This window comes from Catenuloplanes nepalensis (assembly GCF_030811575.1).
In the GTDB taxonomy this organism is placed as follows: domain Bacteria; phylum Actinomycetota; class Actinomycetes; order Mycobacteriales; family Micromonosporaceae; genus Catenuloplanes; species Catenuloplanes nepalensis.
The window spans coordinates 1,526,205-1,552,339 of sequence record NZ_JAUSRA010000001.1; the positions used below are offsets into that span (position 1 = coordinate 1,526,205).

25 protein-coding genes are annotated in these 26,135 nt (G+C 73.1%); 9 read left to right on the plus strand and 16 right to left on the minus strand.

Annotation, left to right across the window (positions count from 1 at the left end; translation table 11 throughout):
• Positions 1-162: 162 nt before the first annotated feature.
• From J2S43_RS06300 to J2S43_RS06320, 5 genes are all read right to left on the minus strand, one after another.
• The gene (locus tag J2S43_RS06300; protein WP_306827637.1) at positions 163-918 is read right to left on the minus strand and encodes an ABC transporter ATP-binding protein; all 756 of its coding nucleotides are present in this window, start codon (positions 916-918) and stop codon (positions 163-165) included.
• Positions 918-1,937: a FecCD family ABC transporter permease gene (locus tag J2S43_RS06305; protein ID WP_306827638.1), complete on the minus strand. Its 1,020-nt coding sequence runs from the start codon at positions 1,935-1,937 to the stop codon at positions 918-920. Before J2S43_RS06305 ends, J2S43_RS06300 begins: the two co-directional genes overlap by 1 nt.
• Positions 1,934-2,674, minus strand: coding sequence for a class I SAM-dependent methyltransferase (locus tag J2S43_RS06310; RefSeq protein ID WP_306827639.1), 741 nt, complete (start codon positions 2,672-2,674; stop codon positions 1,934-1,936). Before J2S43_RS06310 ends, J2S43_RS06305 begins: the two co-directional genes overlap by 4 nt.
• Positions 2,671-3,648, minus strand: a complete 978-nt coding sequence (locus J2S43_RS06315; RefSeq protein WP_306827640.1) for an ABC transporter substrate-binding protein — start codon at positions 3,646-3,648, stop codon at positions 2,671-2,673. Before J2S43_RS06315 ends, J2S43_RS06310 begins: the two co-directional genes overlap by 4 nt.
• Positions 3,649-4,122: 474 nt before the next feature.
• Positions 4,123-4,839 (minus strand): lysophospholipid acyltransferase family protein, encoded by a 717-nt coding sequence (locus tag J2S43_RS06320; protein WP_306827641.1) that lies wholly within the window; start codon positions 4,837-4,839, stop codon positions 4,123-4,125.
• Between the two features lie 287 nt (positions 4,840-5,126).
• On the opposite strand from J2S43_RS06320, the gene J2S43_RS06325 reads away from it, so the two are divergent.
• The 4 genes from J2S43_RS06325 to J2S43_RS06340 are packed head-to-tail and all read left to right on the plus strand — an operon-like array spanning position 5,127 to position 8,365.
• Complete coding sequence (locus J2S43_RS06325) at positions 5,127-5,615, plus strand: sigma-70 family RNA polymerase sigma factor (RefSeq protein ID WP_306827642.1); 489 nt, start codon at positions 5,127-5,129, stop codon at positions 5,613-5,615.
• Positions 5,599-6,645 (plus strand): hypothetical protein, encoded by a 1,047-nt coding sequence (locus J2S43_RS06330; protein WP_306827643.1) that lies wholly within the window; start codon positions 5,599-5,601, stop codon positions 6,643-6,645. Before J2S43_RS06325 ends, J2S43_RS06330 begins: the two co-directional genes overlap by 17 nt.
• Positions 6,642-7,526, plus strand: a complete 885-nt coding sequence (locus tag J2S43_RS06335; RefSeq protein WP_306827645.1) for an ABC transporter ATP-binding protein — start codon at positions 6,642-6,644, stop codon at positions 7,524-7,526. Before J2S43_RS06330 ends, J2S43_RS06335 begins: the two co-directional genes overlap by 4 nt.
• Entirely contained in the window at positions 7,523-8,365 is an 843-nt protein-coding gene (locus J2S43_RS06340; protein ID WP_306827646.1) for an ABC transporter permease subunit, read from the plus strand. The genes J2S43_RS06335 and J2S43_RS06340 overlap by 4 nt, the downstream gene beginning before the upstream one ends.
• Before the next feature lie 39 nt (positions 8,366-8,404).
• Here J2S43_RS06340 and J2S43_RS06345 read toward each other — a convergent pair whose 3' ends face one another.
• Positions 8,405-8,953 (minus strand): TetR/AcrR family transcriptional regulator, encoded by a 549-nt coding sequence (locus J2S43_RS06345; RefSeq protein ID WP_306827647.1) that lies wholly within the window; start codon positions 8,951-8,953, stop codon positions 8,405-8,407.
• A gap of 92 nt (positions 8,954-9,045) precedes the next feature.
• On the opposite strand from J2S43_RS06345, the gene J2S43_RS06350 reads away from it, so the two are divergent.
• Positions 9,046-9,783, plus strand: coding sequence for an SDR family oxidoreductase (locus J2S43_RS06350; RefSeq protein ID WP_306827648.1), 738 nt, complete (start codon positions 9,046-9,048; stop codon positions 9,781-9,783).
• Between the two features lie 115 nt (positions 9,784-9,898).
• Here the strand turns inward: J2S43_RS06350 and J2S43_RS06355 are convergent, their stop codons facing one another.
• Positions 9,899-10,684 carry a class I SAM-dependent methyltransferase gene (locus J2S43_RS06355; protein WP_306827649.1) on the minus strand — a complete coding sequence of 262 codons (786 nt, stop codon included), beginning with the start codon at positions 10,682-10,684 and terminating at the stop codon, positions 9,899-9,901.
• Between the two features lie 31 nt (positions 10,685-10,715).
• On the opposite strand from J2S43_RS06355, the gene J2S43_RS06360 reads away from it, so the two are divergent.
• Positions 10,716-11,150 carry a helix-turn-helix domain-containing protein gene (locus J2S43_RS06360; RefSeq protein WP_306827650.1) on the plus strand — a complete coding sequence of 145 codons (435 nt, stop codon included), beginning with the start codon at positions 10,716-10,718 and terminating at the stop codon, positions 11,148-11,150.
• Here the strand turns inward: J2S43_RS06360 and J2S43_RS06365 are convergent.
• The 9 genes from J2S43_RS06365 to J2S43_RS06405 form a co-directional block, all read right to left on the minus strand.
• A complete protein-coding gene (locus J2S43_RS06365) occupies positions 11,113-14,133 on the minus strand; it encodes an AfsR/SARP family transcriptional regulator (RefSeq protein WP_306827651.1) in 3,021 nt (1,006 codons plus the stop codon). The two genes, J2S43_RS06360 and J2S43_RS06365, sit on opposite strands and share 38 nt — an antisense overlap.
• Positions 14,134-14,566: 433 nt before the next feature.
• On the minus strand, positions 14,567-15,352 hold the full coding sequence (locus J2S43_RS06370) for an SDR family oxidoreductase (protein WP_306827652.1): 786 nt from the start codon (positions 15,350-15,352) through the stop codon (positions 14,567-14,569).
• A gap of 284 nt (positions 15,353-15,636) precedes the next feature.
• On the minus strand, positions 15,637-16,542 hold the full coding sequence (locus J2S43_RS06375; RefSeq protein WP_306827653.1) for an RNA polymerase sigma factor: 906 nt from the start codon (positions 16,540-16,542) through the stop codon (positions 15,637-15,639).
• A 97-nt stretch (positions 16,543-16,639) separates the two neighbouring features.
• Positions 16,640-17,203 (minus strand): NADPH-dependent FMN reductase, encoded by a 564-nt coding sequence (locus J2S43_RS06380; RefSeq protein ID WP_306827654.1) that lies wholly within the window; start codon positions 17,201-17,203, stop codon positions 16,640-16,642.
• 1,265 nt (positions 17,204-18,468) lie between these two features.
• Entirely contained in the window at positions 18,469-19,737 is a 1,269-nt protein-coding gene (locus J2S43_RS06385) for an ABC transporter permease (protein ID WP_306827655.1), read from the minus strand.
• Positions 19,734-20,423 carry an ABC transporter ATP-binding protein gene (locus tag J2S43_RS06390; protein ID WP_306827656.1) on the minus strand — a complete coding sequence of 230 codons (690 nt, stop codon included), beginning with the start codon at positions 20,421-20,423 and terminating at the stop codon, positions 19,734-19,736. The genes J2S43_RS06385 and J2S43_RS06390 overlap by 4 nt, the downstream gene beginning before the upstream one ends.
• Positions 20,420-21,400 (minus strand): efflux RND transporter periplasmic adaptor subunit, encoded by a 981-nt coding sequence (locus tag J2S43_RS06395; RefSeq protein WP_306827657.1) that lies wholly within the window; start codon positions 21,398-21,400, stop codon positions 20,420-20,422. Before J2S43_RS06395 ends, J2S43_RS06390 begins: the two co-directional genes overlap by 4 nt.
• 303 nt (positions 21,401-21,703) lie before the next feature.
• Positions 21,704-22,603: a tetratricopeptide repeat protein gene (locus J2S43_RS06400; RefSeq protein ID WP_306827658.1), complete on the minus strand. Its 900-nt coding sequence runs from the start codon at positions 22,601-22,603 to the stop codon at positions 21,704-21,706.
• A 95-nt stretch (positions 22,604-22,698) separates the two neighbouring features.
• A complete protein-coding gene (locus J2S43_RS06405) occupies positions 22,699-23,607 on the minus strand; it encodes a phosphatase PAP2 family protein (RefSeq protein ID WP_306827659.1) in 909 nt (302 codons plus the stop codon).
• Positions 23,608-23,671: 64 nt separating this feature from the next.
• On the opposite strand from J2S43_RS06405, the gene J2S43_RS06410 reads away from it, so the two are divergent.
• The 3 genes from J2S43_RS06410 to J2S43_RS06420 are packed head-to-tail and all read left to right on the plus strand — an operon-like array spanning position 23,672 to position 25,962.
• Positions 23,672-24,169: a VOC family protein gene (locus tag J2S43_RS06410; RefSeq protein WP_306827660.1), complete on the plus strand. Its 498-nt coding sequence runs from the start codon at positions 23,672-23,674 to the stop codon at positions 24,167-24,169.
• 57 nt (positions 24,170-24,226) lie between these two features.
• The gene (locus J2S43_RS06415) at positions 24,227-24,577 is read left to right on the plus strand and encodes a PadR family transcriptional regulator (RefSeq protein WP_306827661.1); all 351 of its coding nucleotides are present in this window, start codon (positions 24,227-24,229) and stop codon (positions 24,575-24,577) included.
• Entirely contained in the window at positions 24,574-25,962 is a 1,389-nt protein-coding gene (locus J2S43_RS06420) for a hypothetical protein (RefSeq protein ID WP_306827662.1), read from the plus strand. Before J2S43_RS06415 ends, J2S43_RS06420 begins: the two co-directional genes overlap by 4 nt.
• Positions 25,963-26,135 lie beyond the last annotated feature (173 nt).

Genomic DNA, 26,135 nt, shown 5'->3' on the forward strand with positions numbered 1-26,135 from the left:
CGGTGCGGGCCGAAGCCCAATGATCGAGGCGTCCCTCATGTACTCGGAACTACATGGGGGACGCCCTGAGGCTTATTCAGCGAAACCACCGACGCCGCGTCGCCGCAGGCCAGCGCTGTCGGCGCGCAACGCGCTGAACAGCCCTCCCTGATCACGAGAGGGTCAGGGCACGACGCGGATCCGGGGGCGGCCGTCGTCGCCGGCGGTCACGTCCGCCTCGACCTGGTAGACGCGGCGGATCGTGGCCGGGGTGAGGACCTCGGCCGGGGTGCCGGCCGCGATCAGGCGGCCGTCGTGCAGCAGCGCGACGTGATCGCAGAACGCGGCGGCGAGGTCGAGGTCGTGCAGCGCCGTGACCACCGTGGACGCGGACGCGCGCAGCCGGTGGAACAGCGCGAGCCGGTGCCGGATGTCCAGGTGGTTCGTGGGCTCGTCGAGCAGCAGCACGGCCGGGTCCTGCAACAGTGCGCGGGCGATGTCGGCACGCTGGCGTTCCCCGCCGGACAGCTGCGACCAGCGGCGGTCGCCGATCCCGGGCAGCCCGGCCGCGTCCAGCGCCTCCTCGGCCCGGCGGTGATCGTCCATCGTGGCCGGTGCGAGCGCGGGGCGGTGCGGGATGCGGGCCAGGAGCAGCACGTCGCGCACGGACATGTCCACGTCCGCCGGGACGTGCTGGGTGACGATCGCGATGCGGCGGGCCAGTGCGCGGCGCGGGATCGTGGCGCGGTCGGCACCGTCGACCAGCACCCGGCCGTGATCCGGGCGTTGCAGGCCGGCCAGGATGCGCAGCAGCGTGGACTTGCCGGAGCCGTTCGGGCCGAGCAGCCCGGTGATCGCGTGCGCGGGCGGGGTCAGCGTGACGTCGTCGAGCAGCGCTCTGCCCCGTACCCGCCGGGTGATGTTCTGGGCTTCGATCATCAGTTCTGTGTTCCTCGGCGGCGCAGCAGGACGGCGAACGCGGGGACGCCGATCAGGGCGGTGACCACGCCGACCGGCACCTCCTGCGGGGCGAAGATCGTGCGCGCGGCCGTGTCCGCCCAGATCAGGAAGATCGCGCCGATCAGCGCGCACGCGGGCAGCAGCACGCGATGACGGGCGCCGACGAGCGCGCGGGCCGCGTGCGGGACGGTGAGGCCGACGAAACCGATCGCGCCGCTCGCCGCCACCAGCGCGGCGGCCAGCACCGCGGTCGCGGTGAACAGCAGCGCGCGGACCCGGGCCGGGGAGAAGCCGAGCGACTGCGCCACGTCCGTGCCGAACGAGAACGCGTCCAGTGCCGGCGCCGCGGCCCAGCAGCAGAGCAGCACGGCCGCGCCGGCCGCGGCGCACAGCGCGACCGACGTCCAGGACGCCGCGGTCAGCGAGCCGAGCAGCCAGAACGTGATGCTGCGGGTGTTCTGCGCGGTCGCGTCCGACACCACGATCAGGCTGGTCGCGGCCGAGAACAGCTGCCCCGCGGCGACGCCGGCGAGCAGGATCCGGGCCGGTTCGGTCCAGCGGCGGCCGGCCAGCGCGAGCGCCAGCGCGAACGCGGCCGCGCTGCCGGCGAACGCGCCCACCGACAGCGCGGCCGCGCCGGTCGCGAAGCCGAACACGAGCACCGCGACCGCGCCGGTCGACGCGCCCGCGGAGATGCCCAGCAGGTACGGGTCGGCGAGCGCGTTGCGGGTCAGCGCCTGCAGCACCGCGCCGCACACCGCCAGGCCCGCGCCGACCAGCCCGGCCAGCAGCACCCGCGGCGCGCGCAGATCCCAGACGATGCTGTCGGTCAGCGGGTCCAGCGGCGTCACCGGCAGGTACGCGTGCCAGGCGAGCGCGCGCAGCACCTGGCCGGCGGTCAGGTCCGCGGCGCCCACCGCGACCGCCGCGGCCGTGCTGAGCAGCAGCGCGGCGAGCGCGCCGAGCAGCACGGCCGACCTTCTGAGCAGCGCGATCATCTGCGGGCGAAGACCACGTAGTCGTCGAGGTACTGCCAGACCGTGCCGGTCTCGGTGAAGCCGGCCGCGTCCAGCGCCGCCAGGTGGAACGCCAGTGGTGCGAGCGGCTGCGGCGGCCGGTTCGCGAACCGCTTCTCTCGTTCGCCGGCCAGCGCGGCCAGGTCGGGGTGGCGCGCGGCCTCGTCGTACCACTGCTGGTAGTCGAGGGTCCCGGAGGCGAAAGCCGCCGCCTGGGTGCGGGCGTCGTGCCGCTCGGAGACGTCCGCGAGCGTCGGGTTGGCCGGGCCGAAGCGCAGGTGATCCGCGTTGAGCAGCACGCCGTTGTCCGTCAGCAGCCCCGCGGCCGTGGTGTAGACCGCGGACAGCTCGGTGGGGGAGAGCCAGTGCAGCGCGGTGGAGCTGAGGACCGCGTCTGTTCTCTCGACGTGTTGCTCCCAGCCCGGTGCGGTCAGGTCCGCGTCGAGGATCGTGACGCGGTCGGTGCCGTGCCGCTCGGTCAGCGCGTTCTTCGCGACGGTCAGCAGGATCGGGTCGAAGTCGACCGCGATCACGCGCGCCTTCGGGAACGCGGTCAGCACCCGGTCGGAGATCGCGCCCGGCCCGCAGGCCAGGTCCAGCACGGTGAACTCGTCGCCGTGCACCAGCCGCAGCACGTCCAGCATCACCTCGAAGCGCTGCTCGCGGTACGCGATGTACGCCTCCTGCTGCCGGTCCCACGCGTCCAGGAGATCCCTCACTCGCCCAGCTCCTTCAGTCCGGCCGCGACCTGCTCCGCCGCGGTGATCGATCGGATCGACGGGTCCATCGACGAGCCGGAGACCGTGATGAACCGGTCGTTCCTGACGGCGTCGAGGTTCTTGGTCACCGCGTTCTGCTTCAGGAAGTCCCGCTTGGACCGTGCGCTGTCGCCATCGCCGCCCCTGGTCAGGTCGGCCAGCACGATCACGTCCGGGTTCCGCTGCGCGATCTCCTCCCAGCTGCCGGCCGGCCAGGCCTGCTCCGCGTCGCCGTACGCGTTGGTCACGCCCAGGTGCGTGCTGATCGCGGCCGGCAGACCGTTCTGCCCCGCGACGTACGGCGTGGCGGTCCCGGAGTAGTACCAGAGCACGTCCGTGCCCGCGCTGCCCGCGCCGGCCGTGGCCGCGAGCCGGGCGCGCTGGTCCGCGACGATCTGCGCGCCCTTCTCCGCCACCCCGAAGATCCCGGCGATCTCCTCGATCTCCGCGAGGATCCCGTCGAAGCCGACCGCGGTCTCTCCGGCCGCCGGGTCCTCGCAGGCGAACCGGGACAGGTACGCCGGGACGCTCAGCTGCTGCAGGTCGGCGCGCGGCCCGGCCGCGTCCGCGGCGAAGGCGGAGGTGAACGTGGAGTAGATGAAGTCCGGCTTGGCCGCGAGCACGGCCTCCCGGTTCGGGTAGAGCCTCGCCAGCACCGGCACCGCGTCGTAGGCGGCCTTGAGCTCCGGCAGCACCGGATCGGTCTGGTAGCTGGTCCCGGCCATCCGGTCCGCGAGCCCGAGCGTCAGCAGGATCTCGGTGGCGTTCTGCTCCAGCGCGAGCGCCCGCTGCGGCGGCGCGGCGATCGTCAGCGGCATCCCGCAGCTGGTGACGGCCGCGGCGCTGGCTGTCGGCGCCGCCTCGCTCTCGCTGCGCGCGCATCCGGCCGCGACGCCCAGCGTCACGGCCAGAACGGATATGACAACGGTTTTCATGCCGGGGAAGCTAGCATGGCGGCTCAAGGTTGAGCGCCGCCGGGGTCGCAAACCCGGGTGCCCCGAGTCACGCGCCCACGGAGGATCCCGGCATGGAGCAGCCCTCAGCCCACCCGATCGCCCCGGATTCAGCCGAGGAGCCGACGCCGGCGGAGTTGATCACCGCCGCCCACGCCGCGGATCCGGAGGACCGGCTCTGAGGCGCGGAGAACCTCGCGCCGGCGATGGACGACGACGACCCGGCCGGCGTCGCGGAGTTCCTGGCGCTGTCGGCCGACCCGGACGTGCGCGTCCGCGACTGGGCCACGTTCGGGTTGAGTCACCTCGTCGGGCAGGACAGCCCTGGGATCCGCGCGGCGCTGTGGGCGCGGACCGACGACGAGGACGAGAGCGTCCGCTCGTACGCGCTGCACGGCCCGGACGGCCGCACCGGAATCGCCCGCCGGAGGCGAGGCGAAGCGCGGAGCCCTCACCTCACCCCGCGAGAGCCGCTTCGATCGCCCGCTGCGCCGCGTCGCGCAGGGCCCGGGCGTCGGGGAAGTCGGCCGGGTGCAGCGCCGGGAGGACCTCGACCCGGGCGTCGACGTGCTCGCGCAGGACCAGGCCGTGCTTGGGCAGCGCGCGGCCGGTGCCGTGGACCGCGATCGGGTAGACCGGCACACCGTGCCGGACCGCCAGCTCGAACGCACCCTCCTTGAACTTCTGCAGCGTGCCGTCGTCGGTGCGGCGCCCCTCCGGGAACAGCAGCACCGGCGACCCCTGGGCGAGCAGCTCACCGCAGCGGGCCATCATCCTCCGCACCGACTCGCCGCTGCCGCGGACCAGCGGGACGTACCCGTTGAGGTGCATGTTCCACCCCACGAACGGCACCTTGAAGATCTCCGACTTCGACACCCACTTGAACGGCCGGAACAGGTCGAACAGCACCAGGATGTCGATCAGCGAGGCGTGGTTCGCGACCAGGACCGCCGCACCCTTCCACGGCAGCAGCGAACGGCCCGTCGTGCGCAGCCGCCAGAGCGGGTTCAGCCGGACGTAGAAGACGGCCCACGCGGACGAGTAGAGGTGCAGCGCGACCTTGCGCCGGTCGAACAGCACGGTCACCGCCCAGATCAGCAGCGCACCGACGAAGAAGATCGGGCAGGTCAGGACGATGAGCGTCCAGTACACGTACGAGAGGAGCCGGAGCATCCCGAGAATCTAGCGGTACGCGGCGGCGGGGGTGAACGCAACCGGCCACGCGAGGTGAACCGCCCGCGGCCGGCCGATGCCCGCGGGAGCACGCCTGAGCTGACCACCCGGGAAGCGGGAGACGCGTTTGTGTTCGGTTCGTGAAGGTCTCGGTCGGATCCCGCGCATCCGGGCCCCGAGGACCTCGCCGCCACCTAGCCTCCGGAGACGAACGGACGCGAAACAGCAGCGTAGAGGCCCTGTCACAGACGGCGGGGCGGCGGTGCTCCAAGGGTGTGGAGGACATTGTGAGGGCCGACCTGGAGGAGATCTTCCGGGACGCCTACCCGAGGGTCGTGGCGGTCGCGGCCCGGGTGCTGGGCGGCCGGGACGAGGCGGAGGACGTGGCGCAGGAGGTGTTCCTGTCGTTCGGGCGGTCGGCGGTGCCGGCCGGTGAGGCGATCGGCTGGCTCTGCGTCGCGGCCGCGCACACCGCGCTGAACCACCTGCGGTCCGGTCGCCGCCGCGTGGCCCGGGAGGCGGACGAGGCCGCGCCGGATCCGGTGCCGGACGTCGCGGACGCGGTGGTCACCCGCGAGGAGCGGCGCCGGGTGCGGGAGGCGCTGGGGCGGCTGCCGCGCAAGGCCGCGGTCGCGCTGGTGCTGCGCCACAGCGGGCTCAGCTACGCCGAGGTCGCGGCGGCTCTCGACCTCTCACCCGGCAGCGTCGGCACCACGGTCCGCCGCGCCGAATCCGCACTGCGCGAGGAGTTGATCCGTCATGCGTCATCCCGCTGAGGGCACACTGCGCCGGCTCGCCGACGAGCCGTCCGCGATCACCGACCCGGACCGCGCCCACGTCGCGGCCTGTCCCGACTGCCAGGAAACCCTTTCCACGGTACGGAAGGAGGCCGCACTGATCGGCGCGGCGCTGCACACCGAGGCGGCCCCGGACGTCGACGCCGGGTGGCGCCGGCTGTCGGACGCGTTCGCCGCTCCGATGACGGCCGCGGAGGCGATCCGGGTCGGCCGGCGCGCGCCGGTGCCCCGGTGGCGCGGGCCGATGGTCGCGGTCGCGGCCGTGGTCGCGCTGCTCACCGGCGCGACCGCCGCGGTCGCCACGGACTGGCTGCGCGTCTTCCACACCGAGGAGATCGCGCCGGTCACGATCAGCCGGGCCGACCTGCTCGCACTGCCGGACCTGTCCGCGTACGGCGACGTCGAGGTCACCGAGGAGCCGCACGTGCGGGACGTCCCCGACGCGGCCGCGGCCAGCGAGGCGACCGGGCTGGCCGTGCCGGAGGTGACCTCGCTGCCGCGCGGCGTCTCCGGCCAGCCGGTGTATCAGGCCGGTGACAGGGTGACCGCGGTGTTCACGTTCGACGGTGACCGGGCGGGCGGGCCGCCGGAGTTGGACGGCGCCCGCTTCCGGCTGACCGCGGGTCCCGGCGTCGCGGCGGTCTGGGCGGAGGACCGCGGCGTGCCCGCGCTGATCGTGGGCCGGGCCGTGGCACCGGCCGCGTACTCCGACTCCGGCGTGGACTTCGCGACCGCGCGCGATCACCTGCTGTCGCTGTCCGGCCTGCCCGCGGACGTGGCCGCGCAGCTGCGCGCGTTCACCGGCGACGGCACGACGCTGCCGCTGCACGTGATGGACGAGAAGCTGACCAGCGCGCCCGCGGACGTGAACGGCGCACCGGCCACCGTGCTCACCTCCCGGGACGGCGTGCTCGCGGCCGTGGTCTGGGTGCGCGACGGCGTGGTCACGGCCGTGGCCGGGTCGCTGTCCGCGGACGAGGTGCTGACCGTGGCCCGGGGCCTCGCATGACCGCTGTGGAGAGCCCCGCGGTCTGGGCCGACGGCCTGCGCAAACGGTATCGGCGGCGGGTCGCGGTGGACGGCGTGTCGTTCACTGTCGGCCGCGGCGAGGTGCTGGGCCTGCTCGGGCCGAACGGCGCCGGCAAGACCACGGTGATCAAAATGCTGCTCGGCCTGGTCCGCCCGGACGCGGGCGAGACGATGCTGCTCGGCCGCCCGTCCCGGGAGCCGCGTGCCCGGGTTCGGGTCGGCTACCTGCCCGAGCTGTTCCGCTACCAGCCGTGGCTGACCGCGGCCGAGGTGCTGCGGCTGCACGCCCGGCTGGCCGGCACGGCCGCGGATCCGGAGGTCCTCGGGGCGGTGGGGCTCGCGGACCGCGCGGACGACCGGGTCGGCGGCTTCTCCAAGGGCATGCAGCAGCGGCTCGGCCTGGCCGTCGCGCTCGTCGCCCGCCCGGAGCTGGTCGTGCTGGACGAGCCGACCAGCGCGCTCGACCCGATCGGCCGCGCCGACGTCCGCGACCTGCTGCTCACGCTGCGGGGGCGGGGCGTGGCCGTGCTGCTCAACTCGCACCTGATCGGCGAGGTCGAACGCGTCTGCGACCGGGTCGTCATCCTCGACCGGGGCCGGGTCGCCGCGTCCGGCACGCTGCCGGAGCTGCTCGGCGGCCGGGAGTTGCGCCTGCACCTGGACGGCGTGGGCGACGCGGCCGCGACCAGGCTCGGCACGGTCACCGCGCGGGACGGGGACTGGTGGACGATCGCGCTGCCGGACGACGTACCCGCGCTGATCGCTGATCTTGTGGGTCTGGGTGTTCGCGTGCACGCGGTCGAGCCCGGCCGGATCAGCCTGGAGGACCGTCTGCTCACCATTCTGCGAGGAAATCGATGACGACCGTGCTCACCGTCGCCGCGCTGACGCTCCGTGAGGCCGCGCGCCGCCGGGTGCTCCGCTCGCTGGCCGTGCTGACCCTGGTGCTGCTGTCGCTCAGCGCCTGGGGCTTCACCCGGCTCGATGCCGAGTTCGGCGGCCTGACCAGCGGCGAATCCCGGTTCGCCGCCGCACTCGTGCTGAACCTGGTGATGTTCGGGCTGAGCCTGATCGCCGCGCTCGGCACCGCGTTCATGGCCGGCCCGACGCTGGCCGGCGAGACCGAGTCCGGCATCGCGCTGGCCATGCTGACCCGGCCGGTCCACCGCGCGTCCGTCCTGCTCGGGAAGTGGCTCGGCCTGGTCGGTTTCGGCACCGGTTTCGTCGCGATCGCCGGCACCGCGCAGCTGCTCATCGTGCTGATCACCACCGGCTACTGGCCACCGTCCCCGGTCACCGGCCTGGCCCTGCTCGCCGCCCAGGCCGTCACGCTGCTCACACTCGGCCTGCTGCTCTCCACGGTCATCTCCCCGATGGCCTCCGGCATCGTCGCGGTCGGCCTCTTCGGCGCCACCTGGATCGCCGGCGTCATCGGCGGCCTCGGCGCCGCCCTCGGCAACGACAGCGTCCGCCGCATCGGCACGGTCTCCCAGGCCCTGCTGCCCACGGACGGCCTGTGGCGCGGCGCGATGAACGCGTTCCAGGACCCGTCGCTGCTGCGTGGTTTCAGCGAGGCGTTCGAGGGACATCCGTTCCTCAGCTCGGCCGCACTCACGCCGGGTTACCTGGCGTGGGCGGGAGTGTGGGTGGTGCTGATGCTGTCGCTGGCCGCGCTCGCCTTCCAGCGGCGAGATCTCTGAAACGTCGGACGACCTGAATCACGCCTCGATCCTCCAGGGTCAGGGCGGTGGGCGCAGGCCGTCGAGGACGACCTCCAGCATGTGGCGGGAGCGGTCTTCCCACTCCGGGTCCTGGGCGTCGCCGTGCCAGAGGAAGCTGACCAGCAGCAGCAGGTCCTCGGCGTCCACGTCGGAGCGGAGGTCGCCCGCGGTTCGGCCGGCGGCGAGCAGGCGGTCGATCGCGCCGGTGATCGGTGCGTAGTGCTCGGCCGCCAGGTCGGCGCGGGTGGCCGCGTGCAGCACGGCCGCGACGCTGTGCTTGATCCGGCCGAACGCGCCGAGCCGGTCGAGCCAGAGCCGCAGCGCCTGCCGGGGCTCGTGCGCGGCCAGCAGCGTGTCGGCCGCGTCGACCACGTCCGCGACGTCCTGCCGGTAGACCGCCATCAGCAGCGCCTCCCGCGTGGGGAAGTGCCGGTAGAGCGTGCCCTGACCGACGCCGGCCTTCTTCGCGATCGAGTGCAGGCTCACGTCGGCCGAGCCGGTGAGCTCCTCGCGCGCGACCGCCAGCAGCCGCGCCCGGTTCTGTTCCGCGTCCGTGCGCCGCGTCATGCCGCCTCCTCGTTGGCTAAACGGACAACTGTCCGCTAACGTCGGAGGCGTGAGCGGACAAGTGTCCGGTTCCAAATTCTAAGGGGTGAACCATGTCCGGAATCGACGGCAAGGTGATCGCGGTGACCGGTGCGTCCGCCGGCATCGGCGAGGCGACCGCGCTGCTGCTGGCCGAGCGCGGTGCCCGGGTGGTGCTCGCCGCCCGGCGCACCGACCGGATCGAGAAGCTCGCCGCCCGAATCACCGAGGCCGGTGGCCAGGCCGCGTTCGCCGCCACCGACGTGACCCGCCGGGACGATCTGACCGCACTGGTCGCGCTGGCCCGCGCCCGGTTCGGCCGCCTCGACGTGCTGGTCAACAACGCCGGCATCGGCCCGATCTCACCGCTGGACGCGCTGCGCGTGGACGAGTGGGACGCGATGATCGACGTCAACCTGAAGGGCGTGCTCTACGGCATCGCGGCCGCGCTGCCGGTCTTCCGCGAGCAGGAGACCGGCCACATCGTCAACGTCGTCTCCACCGCCGGCCTGCGGATCAGCCCGACGATGGCCGTCTACGCGGCCACCAAGAACGCGGTGCGCACGCTCTCCGAGGGCCTGCGCCAGGAGGCCGGTCCGCACCTGCGGGTCACCGTGGTCTCGCCCGGCATGATCCGCACCGGCTTCACCGACTCCATCCCGGACGACACGGTCCGCTCCGGCCTGGCCACCACGGTCGACCGCATCGCGATCCCGCCGTCCGCGATCGCCGAGGCCATCGCCTTCGCCGTCGACCAGCCCGCCTCCGTCGACGTCGGCGACATCGTCGTCCGCCCCACCGCGCAGGACTGACCCGACCCGCACCGCCCAGGGCCGGCCGAGGCCGGAAGCCGGACCCGGGAATGACCCAGCACGGAGGCCGGGACTCGCGCCGCCTGGAATCCAGGCCGGGCCCGAGGCAGGGCCGTCAGGCCGGGCCGCGGTGGGCGGTGAGGAGCCAGCAGGCCGCGGTGAAGCGAACCTCGTCGCCGTGGACGAACGGGGTGAAGGCGGGGCGGACGGCCTCGACGACGGCGGCGCGGGTGGCGTCGTCGGCGTCGGCGAGCGTGAGGCCGACCGGGCCGAGGCGGGTGAAGTAGCCGGTCAGTTCGGCCGACGGCATCGTGCACTCGACGTCGAGCGGGGCGAGGCCGATGCCGGTCCAGCCGGACTTCGCGAGGATCGGCGTGACCACGGCCGGGTCGGCGAACGCGAACTGGCCGGGGCCGTCGGGGCGGCGGACCGGCAGCCGGGGGAGCAGCGGCGCGGCCGCACGCTCGGCGGTGGTCATGAACGGGTTGTCCGCGGCGGAGCGCCAGACGATGCAGCGCAGCGTGGCGCCGGGCCGGGCGGCGCGGTGCAGGTTGGCGAACGCGCGGACCGGGTCGCCGAAGAACATCACGCCGAACCGGGACATGATCACGTCGTAGGACGCGGCCGGGAACGGGTGCTCCTGCGCGTCCGCGTGGAGGTAGACGGCCGGGCCGCCGCGGGCCCGGGCGGCAGCGATCATCGGGGCCGAGACGTCGACGCCGGTGCAGTGGCCGAGGCGGCGGGCGGCCGCGTCCGTGGTGCTGCCGGTGCCGCAGCCGACGTCCAGCACGTCGCCGCCGGTGAGCGGTGCGACGAGTACATTCTCCAGCGGGCGGAAGAGCGTGTCGAGCAGGTTCTGCGCCTGCGTCCAGGCATCGCCGGAGCGACCGTTCCAATCCATGACCAGCACCTCTCAGGGGGGAGCGCCCACCGTGTCACCTCAGGCGGACTTGAGGTCAAGCCCGGCAGCCCTGGACATCGCGGAGGTCGCGTCGAGGTCCGGGCTGTCCGTGTCGGCGCTGCGCTACTACGAGGAGAAGGGGCTGATCGCGTCGGCCGGGCGGAAAGGGCTGCGGCGGCAGTTCACGGCGGGCGTGCTGGAACGGCTGGCGCTGGTCGCGATCGGCCGGGACGCGGGCTTCACGCTGGACGAGATCGCCGGCATGTTCGGGCCGGACGGCGAGCCGGTCATCGACCGGGCGCTGCTGGCCACCCGCGCGGACGACCTGGACCGGACGATCCGGCGGCTGACCGTGCTGCGCGACGGGCTCCGGCACGCGGCGGCCTGCCCGGCGCCGCGGCACCTGGACTGCCCGACGTTCCGGCGGATCATGGAGAGGGCGAAGGCGCGGCCTGCTTCGAGATGAGCGCGTCCAGCTCGGCGACGTGCGGTGCGTGGCCGAGTGACACGTAGATCTCCCGGGCCTCGCGCCAGGCGTCCAGCGCGGCCTGCGGGGAGTCCGGGGCCTGGGCATCGCCGAGCGTGCGGAGCGCGTCCGCGAGGAACGCGCCCCAGCCGCGCTGCCGCCACAGCTGCACGGAGGCGGAGAGGTGGTCGACGGCGCGCCGGTGGTTGCCGTCCGCGAGCTCCACCGCGCCGAGCACGCCGAGCGCGTCCGCGGTGTGGTGCGGCAGGTTGTACTCCCGGGCGATGGTCAGCGCCTCGGTCGCGTACCCGCGGGAGGACGGGCCGGGCAGGTGCGCGCGGGCCAGCGTGAGCAGCGTCAGCACCTCGGCGTACCGATCCTGGTAGGTGCGCAGCACGCGCAGTGACTCGTCGAGCGCGGTGATCGCGACGTCGGGCCGGCCGGCCCGGGTGTTGAGCACGCCGATGAACTGCAGCACGGTCGCGACGTACCGCTGGTTGCCGACCTCCCGGGCCACCCGCAGCGCGACGGTCAGGTGGTGCTCCGCGACCGCGAGGTTGAGCGACTCGCCGTGCACGACCGCGGCGGCCACGTGCGCGCGGGCCTGCCCGCCGAGGTGATCGTGCTCCTCGGCGAGCCGGATCGCCAGGTCCGCGGCGGACGCGGCCTCGCCGTAGGCGCCCTTGGCCGCGAGCGCCCACGCCTTCATCACGGCCGCGTCGGACAGGCCGGGCCCGTGGCCGACCGAGGCGAACAGCTCCGCGGTCTGCTCGGCGTCGGCCAGCATGCGGTCCATCGCGCCGCCGGGATGGTCGACCTCGTGCCAGGCCGCGAGTTCGGTGAGGCCGCGGAGCATCACGGCCTCGCCGAGGCGGTGACCGGCGGCCCGGCACGCCGCGAGCACGTAGTCGCTGGTGGCACGCCAGTCGATGTAGATGCCGCGGATGTCGAAGTACTTCTCCATGCAGCCGGCCAGGTCGAACGCGGCCTCGATCTCGCCGGTGTCGCAGGCGTGCCGGACCACGGCCAGCAGCGCGAGCCGTTCGGCCGCGAACCACTCGATCGGATCAACCCCATCAAGACCATCCGAGGGTACGGCGGGGAAGCTCCCGTGGATGGCCGCGTAACACGGCCCGGGGATCAGCGTGGCCATCCGCCGGGCCAGCCCCAGGTAGGCGCCGAAGCCCGCGCGCAGCACATCCGTACCCTCGGAGGGCTCTTCGGTCTGGGCGCGTTCGCGCAGGTAGAGCCGGACCAGGTCGTGGAAACGGTATCGCCCGGCGCCGGTGGCGCCGGTGCCGGCGTCGAGCAGCAGGTGCGCGTCGACCAGCCGCTCCAGCAGATCCTCCGCCTCGGCCGCGGACACCCCGGCCACGGCCGCGGCCAGCCAGGACGGGAAGTCCGGCACCGTGAACAGGCTCAGCCGGCGGGCGAGCAGCTGCCCGGCCGCGCCGATCGCACGGTAGCTCGACGCGAGCGACGTGCGCACCGCGAGATCGCCCGCGACCAGGTGATCCAGGCGGCGCTGCTCGTTCTGAAGCGCGGTGGCCAGCCGGGACATCGGCCACGCGGGCCGGGACCGCAGCCGCGCGCCGGCGATCCGCACGGCCAGCGGCAGCCGGCCGCACAGTCGCAGGATGGTGGCGCTCTCGGCCGGTTCGCGTGCCACCCGCTGCGGAGCGGCGACCTGGCCGAGCAGCGACGCGGCCTCATCGTCGGAGAAGACGCCGAGCTGGACGCGGCGCGCGCCCTCGAGGCCGTCCAGTCCGGCGCGGCTGGTCACGAGCGCGACGCAGGAACCGTCGCCGGGCAGCAGCGGGCGGATCTGCGCCTCGTCCGCCGCGTCGTCCAGCAGCACCAGCACGCGCCGGCCGGCCATCCTCGACCGGTACGCGTCCGCGCGCTCGGTCAGGTCGATCGGGATCGCGCGCTCGTCCACGCCGAGCGCGCGCAGGAACCGGGCCAGCACGTCACCCGGCTCGGCCGGTGCCGCGTCGGTGCCGCGCAGCGTCGCGTAGAGCTGACCGCCCGGATAGTCACCGGCGGCCCGGTGCGCCGCGTGCACCGCGAGCGTGGTCTTGCCGACGCCGCCCATCCCGGTGATCGTGACGACCGGCAGCGGCCGGCCGATCGGGGCGAGCGCGGTGCCGAGGCGCGCGACCTCGCGGTCCCGGCCGGTGAAGTCCACGATGTCCGGTGGCAGCAGCGCGGGCACGACCGCGCCGGCGTCCTCGGCGTCGGTCCCGGACTCGTCCCCGGAGCGCAGGATCAGGCGTTCCGTCTCCTGAAAGGCCGGGCCGGGTGCGAGGCCGTGCTCGTCCGCGAGGAACCGGCGCAGTTCCCGGCCGGCCGCGAGCGCGTCGGCCCGGCGGCCGCAGCGGTGCAGCGCCAGCATCAGCGTGACCCAGAGCCGCTCCCGGGTCGGTTCGTCGCGGGCGGCGCCGGTCAGGTCCGGCACGATCTCCCGGTGCCGGCCCGACTCCAGCTCGGCCTCGTAAAGATCCTCCAGGGCCGCGAGCCGCTCCTCGCCGAGCTGGAGCCGGGCCGCGGCCACGTAGGCGCCGGCCGCGTCCGCGAGCGCGGGGCCGTGCCAGAGCGCGAGCGCCTCGCGCAGCAGCGGCACCCGCTCGGCGACCGTGGCGGCGCGGGCCCGCGCGGTCAGCGCGGCGAACCGCAGGTGGTCGGCCTGGTCGGCGTCGGCGTGCAGCACGTAGCCGGCCGCGCGCGTGGTGATCGTGATGGCGCCGCGGCCGGTCCGCCGGATCGCGGAGATGTCGGCCTGCAGCTGGTTGCGGGCGGTGGCCGGTGCGGCGCCGCCCCACAGCGCCTCGGTCAGCGCGGACACCGTTACCACCCGGTTGGCGTTGAGCAGCAGGCAGCCGAGGACAGCGCGGTGCCGGGGACGCGGCAGCGCGGCCGGTGCGTCGTCGAGCCACAGCTCCACGCCGCCCAGGATCCGGAATCGCACGCGCGAGGCTGGCATCGAGGCCAGACTATCGCGGCGGCGGCCGGGTGCGGACACGACGGCACGCTGTCCGGATCCCCCCTGTGCGGACAGCGCGCCGTATGTCCCAACCGATGCGGGTACGCCCCGTGTCGCACCGAAGCGGTTGTCCCCCGATCGTCCGTCATCGCGCTTATACGAACGCTATACGCGCCAGTGCGCTGGAGTTCGAGGTGCCGGGGGTCGGGCCGGGGGAAACAGTTGCCAGTGCGCTGGAGTTCGAGGTGCCGGGGGTCGGGCCGGGGGAAACAGTTGCCAGTGCGCTGGAGTTCGAGGCGCCGGGGTCGGGCCGGGGGAAACAGTTGCCACGGCGCTCCGGTTTGATGCGCCGGCGGAAGGTTGCCAGGGTGGTCGGTTCGAGCCTCGAACCGGGCCGGGGAAACAGTTGCGCCGCGTGCGGGACAGTGCGACGTCAGCGTGGCAGGTCGTGAAGGCGGTGCGTGCCGCGCTCGAGGACCGCGGCCGGGAGCAGCCGGCGCAGCGCGAAGACGAGCGGCGCGCGGCTGCCCACGGCGTACCGCCGGCGTGGCTTTTGATCTTCGATGGCCTTGAGGATCGTGGCGGCGACGCGGCCCGGCGGAATGCCCGCCCGCTCGTTGCGCTGCAACGCGGCCAGCATGGTGGCGAAGTCCGGCCCGTGCGGCGAGTCCGGCGCGACGAACGTGGTCCGCCGCTCGCTGATCCCGGTCGCGATCGCGCCCGGCTCCACCGTGGTCAGCCACACGCCGAACGGGGAGAACTCGTGGCGCGCGCCGTCCGCGAAACCCCTGATCGCTGCCTTCGACGCGCCGTAGGCCGACCGGTAGGCCAGCGGAAACGAGGCGAGCATCGACCCGACCATCACCACCCGGCCGTAGCCGCGCTCCCGCATGCCGGGCAGCGCGAGCTGGGCAAGCCGCACCGGGCCGAAGACGTTGGTCTCGAAGAGCCGGCGCAGCATGTCGCCGGGCAGCTCCTCGAACGGCGCGGACTGGCTCTCGCCCGCGTTGTTGACCAGCACGTCCACGTCGCCGAGCACGGGTGCGAGCGCCTCGACCGAGCCGGGATCGGTGAGGTCCAGCCGCAGCATCTCCACGCCCGGCACCTCACGCGCGGACCGGCTGGTGCCGAACACCCGATAACCGCGGCTGAGAAGAAGACCTGCGGTGGCTCTGCCGATGCCGGACGAGGATCCGGTGACCAGCGCGGTGCGGCTCATCGCAGCACCATATATCGATCAGTCGCCGACCGCGGCCTCGTGGCGCAGCATCCGCCGCCATCCCGTCGCGGGCGATCCGGCCGAGCGGGTTCTCCCGGTAGAGCAGAGCAGATTCCGGCCGAGTCCGGCTTGCGGCTGGTTCCGGCTTGCGGCTGGTTCCGGCTTGCGGCTGGTTCCGGCTTGCGGGCGGGTCCGGCTTGCGGCCGGTTGTGGCTTGCGGCCGGTTGGGGCCTGTGGTCGGTTGCGGCGCCCGGCCGGTTCCGGCTTGTGGGCGGGGCCGGATTTCAGCCGGCTCGGGCGTAGGCCATCTTCAGGTGCTGGGTGCGGCCGTCGCGCAGCGAGTGGACCCAGATCATGCCGGGCGGGCAGTGCTCCGGGTCGTCCGGCGGATTGACGAAGTCGGTCTCCCACACCAGCAGGTCCCGGCTGGCCGTCGCCTCCCGCAGCCGAGCCTGGACGCCCGCGCCGTAGGTGAACTCCATCATCCCGACCAGCGCCCGCGGCCCGCCGACCGGCCGGCCCTCCAGGGTCAGCCGCGCATCCCGGTGGAACACCGAGCCGAGCATCGTCGCGTAGTCACCGCGTGCCCCGGCCGCGATCGTGGCCGCCGCGTTCTCCCACACGTTCCCGGCCGCGCGTTCCGGATACGAGTCGGCCGTGGCCAGCAGCGTCCGCGTCAGCGCCCGGCGCCCGTCCCGCAGCCGGCTGCGCACCGTGCCGACCGGAACACCACACACCTCCGCGATCTGCCGGTACGAGGAGTACTCCGTGAAGTACCGCAGCACCACGGTCTCGCGGATCGGCTCCGGCAGCCCGTCCACCGCGTGCCGCACCCAGTCCCGCTGCCCGGCCCGCTCCAGCCCTTCGTCCGGCCGCCCGGCGGTGGCCACCGGCAGCAGCTGTTCGGGATCCGCGACCGGTACGGTCCGCGCGACCGCCCGCAGCCGCAGGCGCGCGTTGTTGCGCACGATCGCGGTCAGCCAGCTGCCCGCCGCGTCCGGATCCCGCAGCTGCCCCAGCCGGCGCATCGCGATCAGCATCGCGTCCTGCACCGCGTCCTCGGCGTCGTCGTTGTAGCCGAGCACCGCGATCGCGGTCGCCCGCATCCCCGCCAGATGCCGGCGCGCCAGCACCGCGAACGCGGCGGTGTCCCCGTCCTGCGCCGCACGGACGATCTCCGCCTCGATCATGTACGCCCCTCCCCGGAAAGCCTGTCAACGATACGCCGGGCTTTCCGGGGCGGTGCCGTGATCGGGCGGGGTGCCGTGATCGGGCGGAGTGTCGTGATCAGGCGTTGCGGACCGTGGCCAGCGCGGTCGACCAGGCGATGAGCTGGTCGAGCATGGTGTTCAGGGTCGGCTCGTGCTGCGCGCCCGGCGTGAACTCGGTCCAGTTCTGCCAGTCCGTGGCGAAGGACAGCGAGACCTGCGCACGCACGTCCGCGACCTGCAGCTCACCCATGATCAGGCGCAGGTGCTCCACCGCGCGCGCACCGCCGGCCGACGCACCGTACGAGACGAAGCCCGCAGCCTTGTTGTTCCACTCGTTGTAGACGAAGTCGATCGCGTTCTTCAGAACGCCGGAGGGCGCGTGGTTGTACTCCGGCGTGACGAAGACGTAGCCGTCGAACTCGGAGACCTTGGCGCTCCAGCGACGGGTGTGCTCCTGGGTGTACTGCCCCATCGACGGCGGAACGGGCTCGTCGAGGTGCGGCAGGTTGAAGTCGAGCAGGTCGACCAGCTCGAACTCGGCCCCGCCGTGCTTCTGCGCGAGGTCGAGCACCCACTTCGCGACGGCCTCGCCGTTCCGTCCCGGACGGGTGCTGCCGAGGATGATGCCGATCTTCGTCATGGTGCCTGTCTTTCTGAACGGGGGTGCCGTCGGGATATGAGTGACGGCTCAGAAGATCGTGCATTTAGATGTTTGCTGGATCAACTAATTCTGGCGAGACGAGAATTACAGTTTTCGGGATAGCCTCCTAGGAAGTTGTGCGGGTGGTGGGCCGGAGCTGACGGATGATGCGGAACGGTCTTGGGCGGGATGACCGACGGGTGTCCCGCTGGTCTGACGATCAGCGGGACACGCGGTGTTGTCGGCCCGGGGACTGGCGGGCCGGGACTGGCGGGCCGGGACTGGCGGGCCGGGACTGGCGGGCCGGGACTGGCGGGCCGGGACTGGCGGGCCGGGACTGGCGGGCCGGGACTGGCGGGCCGGGACTGGCGGGCCGGGACTGGCGGGCCGGGACTGGCGGGCCGGGACTGGCGGGCCGGGACTGGTGGGCCGGGACTGGCGGGCCGGGACTGGTGGGCCGGGACTGGCGGCCCGGGGCGCTTGTCGGGCGCTGCGCGCCCGACATTTCGGCTTATTGGGGGCGTTGGGCTGTTGGCTCACGAAGAAGATCAGGGCCGGCCTATGGCCGCGCGTGTTGGGCTGCGCCGATATCGGCCCGGGCGATACGACGGGTGGCGACGCGGCTACTCGGTGTGCCGGATCAGGCGCTGAAGTCGATCACGTGTCGCAAATCGTTGTTAAGAGCGCCGGATAACAACGATTTGCGACACGTGATCGTTAAGGGCGGCCTGCCGTCGCCGCCTTTCTGATGATATTTCGGACATGAGCCCCGCGCCGCGCCCCGCCGACGATCCCCGCGAGCGCCGGGCTTTCCTTCGCTCGGCGGTCCCGTTTCGCAGGGCTGCGGCTGGGGCGCTTTGTCGGTTTCGGTGGGCCACGGTGCAACGGATATTCGGGCTCACGTCTCGATTCGGCAGGGCACTGGTTTTGCGCGACCGCAGGTTCTGAAAAGCAATCGACGATGAGGCTTATTCAGCGCGGCGACCTCACGCCGCGTTGCCGCAGTTCAGCGCCGTCAAGGCGCAGCGCGGTGAATAACCCTCGATGTGCCTTGTACCGGAGACTAACGACAGTGAGGCTATTCGGCGCGGCGACCTCACGCCGGGTTGCCGCAGGTCAGCGCCGTCGGGGCGCAGCGCGCTGAATGACCCTCGGTGAACGAAGCGACCCGACGCGGCCACCGAAACCGGGGTGTGGGGGCGGGCGGGATCAAGCTGACCGCCCGGAGTGAGGCGCCCGCCCCCACGCCAAAGAACACCGGAGGGCTACGCCCGCATCACCGTGGCAATAGGAATCCGGGCTGCCCGCAGAGCGGGAATGAACCCACCCAGCACCCCCGCGACGATCCCGGCGATGATCCCCGCCACGGCCGCCTCCCAGGGGAACGTCAGCCCCGCGAAGAACGGATCGGAAGAGCCCATCACGCTCGTAGCCACCTTCAACGCCCCCGCCGCGAATCCGATCGCCGCCGCGGCGGTGAGCAGGCCGGTCAGCAACGTCTCCGCCAGCACGATCCCGGCCAGCAACGATCGGGGGGTTCCCACCGCGCGCCGCAGCGCGAACTCCTCCACCCGTTCGCCCACGGTCGCCAGGCCCACGTTGAGTACGCCGGCGACGCCGATCAGCAGGACGAAGGCCGACAGGCCCAGGAACAGCAGGCGCATCAGGCCGATCTGTTCCTGGAAGTCCTTGCGGGACTGGACCTCGTACGGCGCGAACTCCATGCCCTTGGCCCGCAGTTTGGACGACAGCACCTGCTCGACGGGGGTCTGCCCGGCGAGCAGTACCTGGATGCCGGCGGTGTCCGTCGACGTCCATTCGGTCAGTTCGTCCATGCGGACGTAGGCCTGGGGCCAGCCCATGCCGTCGTCGATGACGCCGATGAACTGTGGGGTGACGCTGCCGCCGGTGCCGCCCTCGATGCGCAGCGCGGCCGGGACCGGGTAGCGGCTGAAGCCGAGCGCGGCCTCCTTGTTGAGGACGATGCGCGGGGAGAGGGACGGCACGGTGTCGAAGGTCAGCCATTCGCCGCTCACGTGCTGGTACGGCCGGAACGTGCGGACGTCGCCGGTGAGCGCGTTGAGCTGCACCGAGATCGCGCGGCCGATGGGCGGGCAGACCTGGTTCGGGGTGGTCTGGTTGCAGAAGTCGGCCGGGCCCTCGGTCTTGGCGTCCTCGTAGGTGCCGCTCGGGCCGGGCTGGATCGGGCTGACGCCGGACTCGCCGATGGTGGCCTGCGCCTGGACCAGGGCGACCGCGTCGGTGCGGCCGGCGACGGTGTCGGCGACGGTGTCGACGGTGCCGGCCGGGCCCCCGTAGAGGTCGGCGATGCGGGTCCCGTCGTACCCACTGGTCAGCTCGATGTCGGAGAGCAGCGCGCGTTCGGCGATGCTGGCACCGGCCTGGACCGCGACGACCGCGAGGATGCCGAGGAACAGGCTGACCATGGAGAGCAGCGTGCGGAGTTTGCGGGCGCGGATGCCCTGCAGGCCGATGATGAGCGCGGACCGGTTCCGGCCGGCGAGGCGCATCATGCGCGGGCCCGTTCGGTGAGGACTCCGTCGGTGAGGTCGCAGATGCGGTTCATCCGGGCGGCGTGGTCGCGGTCGTGGGTGACGAGGATGAGCGCGCAGCCCTGCCGGGTGGCGCCGAGCAGGGTGTCGATGACCGCGGTGCCGGTCTCGGTGTCGAGGGCGCCGGTGGGCTCGTCGGCGAGCAGGATGCGGGGTTCGCGGACGAGCGCGCGGGCGATGGCGACGCGTTGCTGTTCGCCGCCGGACATCTTGGCGGGCCGGTTCTTGGCCAGGTGGGCGATGCCGACCTGGTCGAGGGCGCCGATGACGCGGCGGCGGCGTTCGCGGCGGGAGAGCCAGCCCTGGCCGTTGACCAGGGCCATCGCCACGTTCTGCGCGGCGGTGAGGTGTTTGAGCAGGAAGAAGCGCTGGAACACGAAGCCGAAGTGGGAGCTGCGCAGTTTCGCGGCCTTGCGTTCCGGCAGGCGGTTGATCTCGCGGCCGTCGAGTTGGTAGCTGCCGTCGTCGGGCCGGTCGAACAGGCCGACGATGCTGAGCAGCGTGCTCTTGCCGGAGCCGGACCGGCCGACGATGGCGAGGCTGTCGCCGGCGTCGACGCGCAGGTCGACGCCGTGCAGGATGGTGCGCTTCTGCTCCTGGCCCTTGAGGGTCTTGGTGACGCCGGTCAGTTCGATCAGCGCGCTCATCCGACCGTCCCCGGGATGACTCCGGGGACGCCGCCCGGGTCGGGAGCGAGCTGTTCCGCGTCGGGCAGGTTCGGGCCGGGGATGGCGATCTTCTCGTCGCCCTTGAGCCCGGACTTGATCTCGATGACCTTGCCGTCGGTCAGGCCCAGGGTCACGTCGACGGTACGGCGTTGCTGCTCGCCGTCGACGATGTCGACCTTGCCCTTGCCCTGGCTGCCCGCGACCGCCTCGACCGGGAGGACGAGCACGTTCGTGGCCTTGCCGGTGACCATCTCGAGCGTCACCTCGACGCCGTTGATGAGCTTGACGTCCTTGGGTGCGGTGCAGACGAGCCGGAGGCCGGTGGCCTCGGAGCCGGTCTGTCCGGGCGCTTCCTGTTCCGGCAGCGGGGTGCCGGTGGTCTCGGGTTGCGGCGCGTCCGGGATGGTGCCGGCTGGGAGCGCGGAGATGGCGCCGCGCGGCTTGCAGTCGAACGGGCCGGGGCCGTTCTTGATCTGCGCCTTGACGGAGTCGACGGAGGCGGAGAGCCGGTACGCGTGCTCCGTGGTGATGTCCGCGACGATCCCGTACCCCGCGTGTTTGACGGAGACGACCGGCATGCCGGCGGTGACCCGCGCGCCGTCGTCGAGCAGCCGTCCGGCCAGGATCGACCCGGGCGGGATGTTGATCTCGGTGGGTTCGCCGTTGTTCCAGACGCTGGCCACCCACATGTCGGCGGTGGTCGGCTCGGTCGTGGGTTGCCGGTCGAGGTAGCGGATCTCGCCGTCGATGGGTGCGGCGACGCCGAAGACCGGGTCGATGGTGACCTTGCCGGTCAGGCTGATGGTGTTGCTGAGGTCCTGGCGGGTCGGCGTCACCGTGGTGAGCACCGTGCCCGGTGCTTCCAGTGACGGCGTCTCGGCCTCGTCGTCGGCGGGAAGCGAGCATCCCGCGAGGAGCGTGAGCGCCCCCAGGATCGGCAGCCAGCGTCTACCCACATGTCCTCCATCACCGAGTGTGATCGAACGGTAGCCGGGTCTCATCGATGTACCGGCCGGGCAGACCCTACAAGAACAAGGCAATCCGGTGGGGTACGCGGGGGAGCTCCCCCACGTACCCGTGACTCTGCGTGTTGGGGTTATCGGGTTGTGATGTTGTGGTTGTTGCGGCACCCAGGTTGCCCTCGGAGCCGCGCAGCGCGAAGAAGCCGAACATGCCGGTGGTGCGCAGCTCGCCGGGCGACGGCTCGGCCCGCCTCGACGTGAGGGGGAAGTTCGAAAGGTGACCGGCGATATCGCTGATCAGAAGTCGGCCAGTTCGGCGCGCAGCCGGAGCAGTTGTTGCAGGCGTGCGGCGTCGGACGAGGTCATGCCGGAGTGGCTGCGGTAGCGGGTGATGGACTCGTCGACCGCGGCGTAGGCCTCGGCGCGGCGGCCGGCGTCGCGGAGGAACGTGGCCAGGTTCGCGAGGTTGCGGGCCAGACCGTCCACGTCGCCGAGTGCCCGGTAGCAGGCGATGGCGTGCCGGGCCGCCGCGATCGCCTCGTCGCGCAGGCCGAGGCGGGCCGCGGTGGGGGCGAGCGTGGTCCAGGCGCGGGCCAGATCCGGCTGGTGTGACGACGCGTCACGGGCGAGGTCGGTGAATCGGGTGACGGCCTCGCGTTTCGCGTCCAGGCTCTCCCTGTCGAGGCCGAGCCCGTCCAGGCGGGTGCCGAGGTCGAGGCAGGCGTGCGCGACGTCGGCCCGGAACGTGCCCGGCTCCTCCTCGTCGAGGCCGCGCATCAGTGCGACCGTCTCCCGGCCCAGCTCGACCGCGGCCGGCCAGCGGCTGGCCTGGCTGAGGTGGGCGCTGGCGTTGTTCGCGGCGGCGGCCAGGCCGCGGCGGGCCCGGGCGGAGCGGGGTGCGAGCTCGCGGAGGATCGCGACCGCTTCGACGTCGGCGTCCGCGGCCTCGGCGAAGCGCTCCTCCTGTGCCAGCCACTGGCCGAGGTTGACCAGCGTGCCGGCCATCCGGTCGCGGGTCTCGTCGTCGGTGGGGGCCAGCCGCCGGTACATCTCGACGGCCTCGGCGGTGACGGCGGACGCGGCCGACCAGCGGCCCTCCCGGCCGAGCTGCGCGCCGCGCTCGGCGGTGGCGTCCGCGTGAGCGGCCGGTGGCCGGTGCCCGTCGGACCGGCCCCACGTGAACAGGCGACGCCACATGGCGGTCACCGTAGCGGCGCGAGCTGAGCACCAGACGGCCGTCACGTTGCGTGGCAGGGAACTCCTCAGTCCTCCGCGGACCGGCGTCCTGCGGATCAGTCCTCCACGGACGCCATGAACCAGACCGCGGCGAGGATCAGCGCGAAGGCCAGCAGGACGGTGACGGTGGTCACCGTGCGTGGATAGCGGGCCAGCGGTGCCGGGCCGTCCAGCCGTAACCGCAGGCCGGGGAGCCGGTCCGCGAGCGCGACCGTGGCCAGCCACGCGGAGCCGAGGATCCAGCCGGCCAGCACGTCCGTGGGGTAGTGCACGCCGAGGTAGATCCGGGACAGGCCGATCCCGCCGGCGAGCAGCCCGGCGGCGACCCACGCGGTCGCGCGGGCGGTGTGCGACGCGGTGGCCATGGAGACCAGCCAGGCGACGGTGCCGAGCACGACCAGGGACGTGGTGGCGTGCCCGGACGGGAACGAGAAACCGTTTTCCACGATGGCGCGCAGCAGCGGGTCGGGCCGGTCCCGCGCGATCAGCGCCTTGATGCCGGTGACCAGCAGCGCGCCGCCGCCGCCGGCCAGTGCCGCGATCAACGCGGGACGCACCGCGCGCAGCCGGACCGTCACCGTGATCGCGGCCGCGGCGAGCAGCAGCGTGAGCCCTATCTTCCCGCCGATGTCGGTCAGGCTGATCACCAGCGTGTCCCGCCAGGCCTCGCGCTGCTCCGCGATCCAGGCGACGGCGGGCCGGTCGATCACGGTCAGGTCGTCGCCCTCCAGCACCGCGTCCAGGATCTCCAGGAACACGTTGAGCAGCGTCGCGACCAGCAGCGCCCCGGCCGTGATCACGAGCAGGCTCGGTGAGACCCGGGCGAGCAGCCAGGCGAGCGCGTTCCGGCCGCGTTCCGCCTCGAGCAGCCGTCGCGCGGCGGGCCGGCCGGCCGCGACCGCGCCGAACGCGACCAGCACCGTCAGGAGCGCCAGTGCGACGCTGATGATCGTGGTTCCGCTCATCGGTCCATCCTGCCCCGCCGGTAGCGGACAGAAACCGGCCGCCGGCCCGACTAGCGTCGGCGGCATGTACACCACGGTCGCGCCCTGGGTCGTCACGGACGACACCGGCGCCTTTCTGGACTTCGTCACGACCGTCTTCGACGGCGAGGAACTCGCCCGGGTACGCACGGAGGCCGGCGCGATCGGTCACGGCGAGATCCGGGTCGGCGACACGGTCGTGCTCGCGTTCGACCGCAGCCCCGAGTGGCCGGTCATGCCGAGCCTGCTGCGCGTGTTCGTGCCGGACGCGGACGCGGCCGTGACCCGCGCGGTGGCGGCCGGCGCCCGCGTGGTCACACCGCCGGCGAACGACGCGTTCGGGCGTCGCGGCGGCCGCGTCCGGGACCCGTTCGGGAACATCTGGTGGGTCGTCGCGCAGATCGAGGAGGTGTCCGAGGACGAGATGTGGCGGCGGCTGCGGGATCCCGTCTACGCCGAGGTGATGCGGGTCGCGCAGGAGACGTTCGACGCGGAGATGACCGGGCGCGCCGAGGGCCGGAGCAGCGCACCGATCCGGCCATAGTCAGAGTCTTTGAATATCTTCTTGCCCTGATGGTCAGAGGGTCTTTATATTGGCCGCATGCACGAAGCCACGCTGTGGATCCTCTCCGCGCTCGCCGACGCGCCCCGGCATGGATACGGCGTCATCCAGGAGGTGCAGCGACTCTCCGACGGCAAGGTCCGGCTCCTGGCCGGCACGCTCTACGGCGCGCTGGACCGGCTGGCCGCCGACGGGCTGATCGCGGTCGACCGGGACGAGGTGGTCGGCGGGCGCAACCGGCGCTACTACCGGCTCACCGGCGACGGCGAGGCCGCGCTGGAGGCGGAGAGCGAGCGCCTGCGCCGCGCCGCCGAGGCCGCCACCGCACAGCTCGCCGTCCGGCGCCGGCTCGGGCTCGGCCCGGCCTCGGCGCACCGGATCGCCTGGTGACGCCGCCGCTGGGGCACCGGCTCGCCGCGCTGGCGTTCCCACCCGGGCAGCGCCGCGAGGAACTGCTCGACACGCTGGCGGAGTCCGGGGAGCGACTGGGCATGCGGGAGGCCGCGGACATCCTGTGGCACGGCGCGCGCGCCCGGCTGGGCCGGCCCGGCAACCACCTGGTCGTGCCGTTCGCGATGGTGGCGATGCTGCTCGGCGCGTTCACCGTCGCGGTGCTCGCCACCCAGCTGGCATGGAGATTCGTGCCGCCGCTGCCGGACGGCGAACGGGCCGCCGAGATCGGCAACACGGTCTTCCCCGGCATCCGCGTCTACGGCGGCGGCGACGTGCCCGACTTCGTGGGCGAGCCGGATGCCGAGGCCGGGCTCGTGCACGGCTACGTCGACTACGTCATCGGCGAGCACACCGAGGCCACCCGGGCGGTCGCCGACTACACGGCCGGCGCGCACGACCGGCTCGCCGCCGCCGGATGGGCCGTGCACCCGATCGCCGCCACCGAGTACGGCGGCCACCGGTTCTGGGCGCAGCGCGACGGCCTGGTCCTGCAGTACGAGATCTGGCACCACGCGGGCGTCCCCTGGTACGACTCGGACGGCGGCGCCCACTACTCGCTCAGCCGCGCCACGCCGGACCGGGTGTGGTGGGCCGCGCCCGCCGGTGCCCCGATCGGCGCGCTCGTCGGCTTCCTGCTCTTCGGCTGGGTCAGCCGGCGCACCGAGCGCGCCGGGGGCGCGGTCGCGCTGCTGCTGCTCGCCTACGCCTTCCCGCTGCTCGGCGTGCTGCTGTTCATGACCGAGGCGGTGCGCATGTGGTGGCGGCCGGACCCGGCCGCGCCACCGGTCCAGCCGTTCTGGCGGCCGCTGTTCTACGACGTCTCCGCGTTCCCGACGCTGCTGCTGATGCTGCTCACCGCCGGTGCGCTGCTGCTGGCGGCGCTGGTGCCGCCGTTCCCGCTGCCCCGGGTGCGCGCGCTGATCACGCGGCACCACCGGGTCCTGCTCGGCGCCGCCGCCGTCATCGTGACCGGCGCCACCGTCATGGCGTTCACCGGCGGCGACGGCACGTGCGACCCGGACGGCACCCCGCCGCCGCTCACCGCCGCCGAGATCCGGCGCAGCAGGGACGCCCGCGTCATCGTCGACCCACGCTCCACCCAGGACGAACGCAACCTGCTCCAGGCCGCGATCGGCCGCACCGGCGGCAGCCCGGCCTGGCGCGGCAACTCCGACCGCGGCGACACCGTCGCCACGATCGGCTGCATGCCGGCCGACACCCTCTGGTTCGACGTCAGCTACACCACCCCCGGCATGTACGACCGCCTCGTCAACGAGGTCAGCGGCCTGCCCGGCGTGCTCTCCGTCCACCGGACAGCCTGACGAAACCCTCCACGACCAGTTCACCGCCCACGTCAACGGCGAAAATCGAGACCACTTTCCCGCTTCCGGCGTGGGCGCTCTGGGCATGCTCCCGCGGGCACCGGTCGTCGCTGGCGCTCCTCCCTGCCGGTCCCGGCACGGCACAAACCCCAGAGACGCGGCTTCGCCGTGTA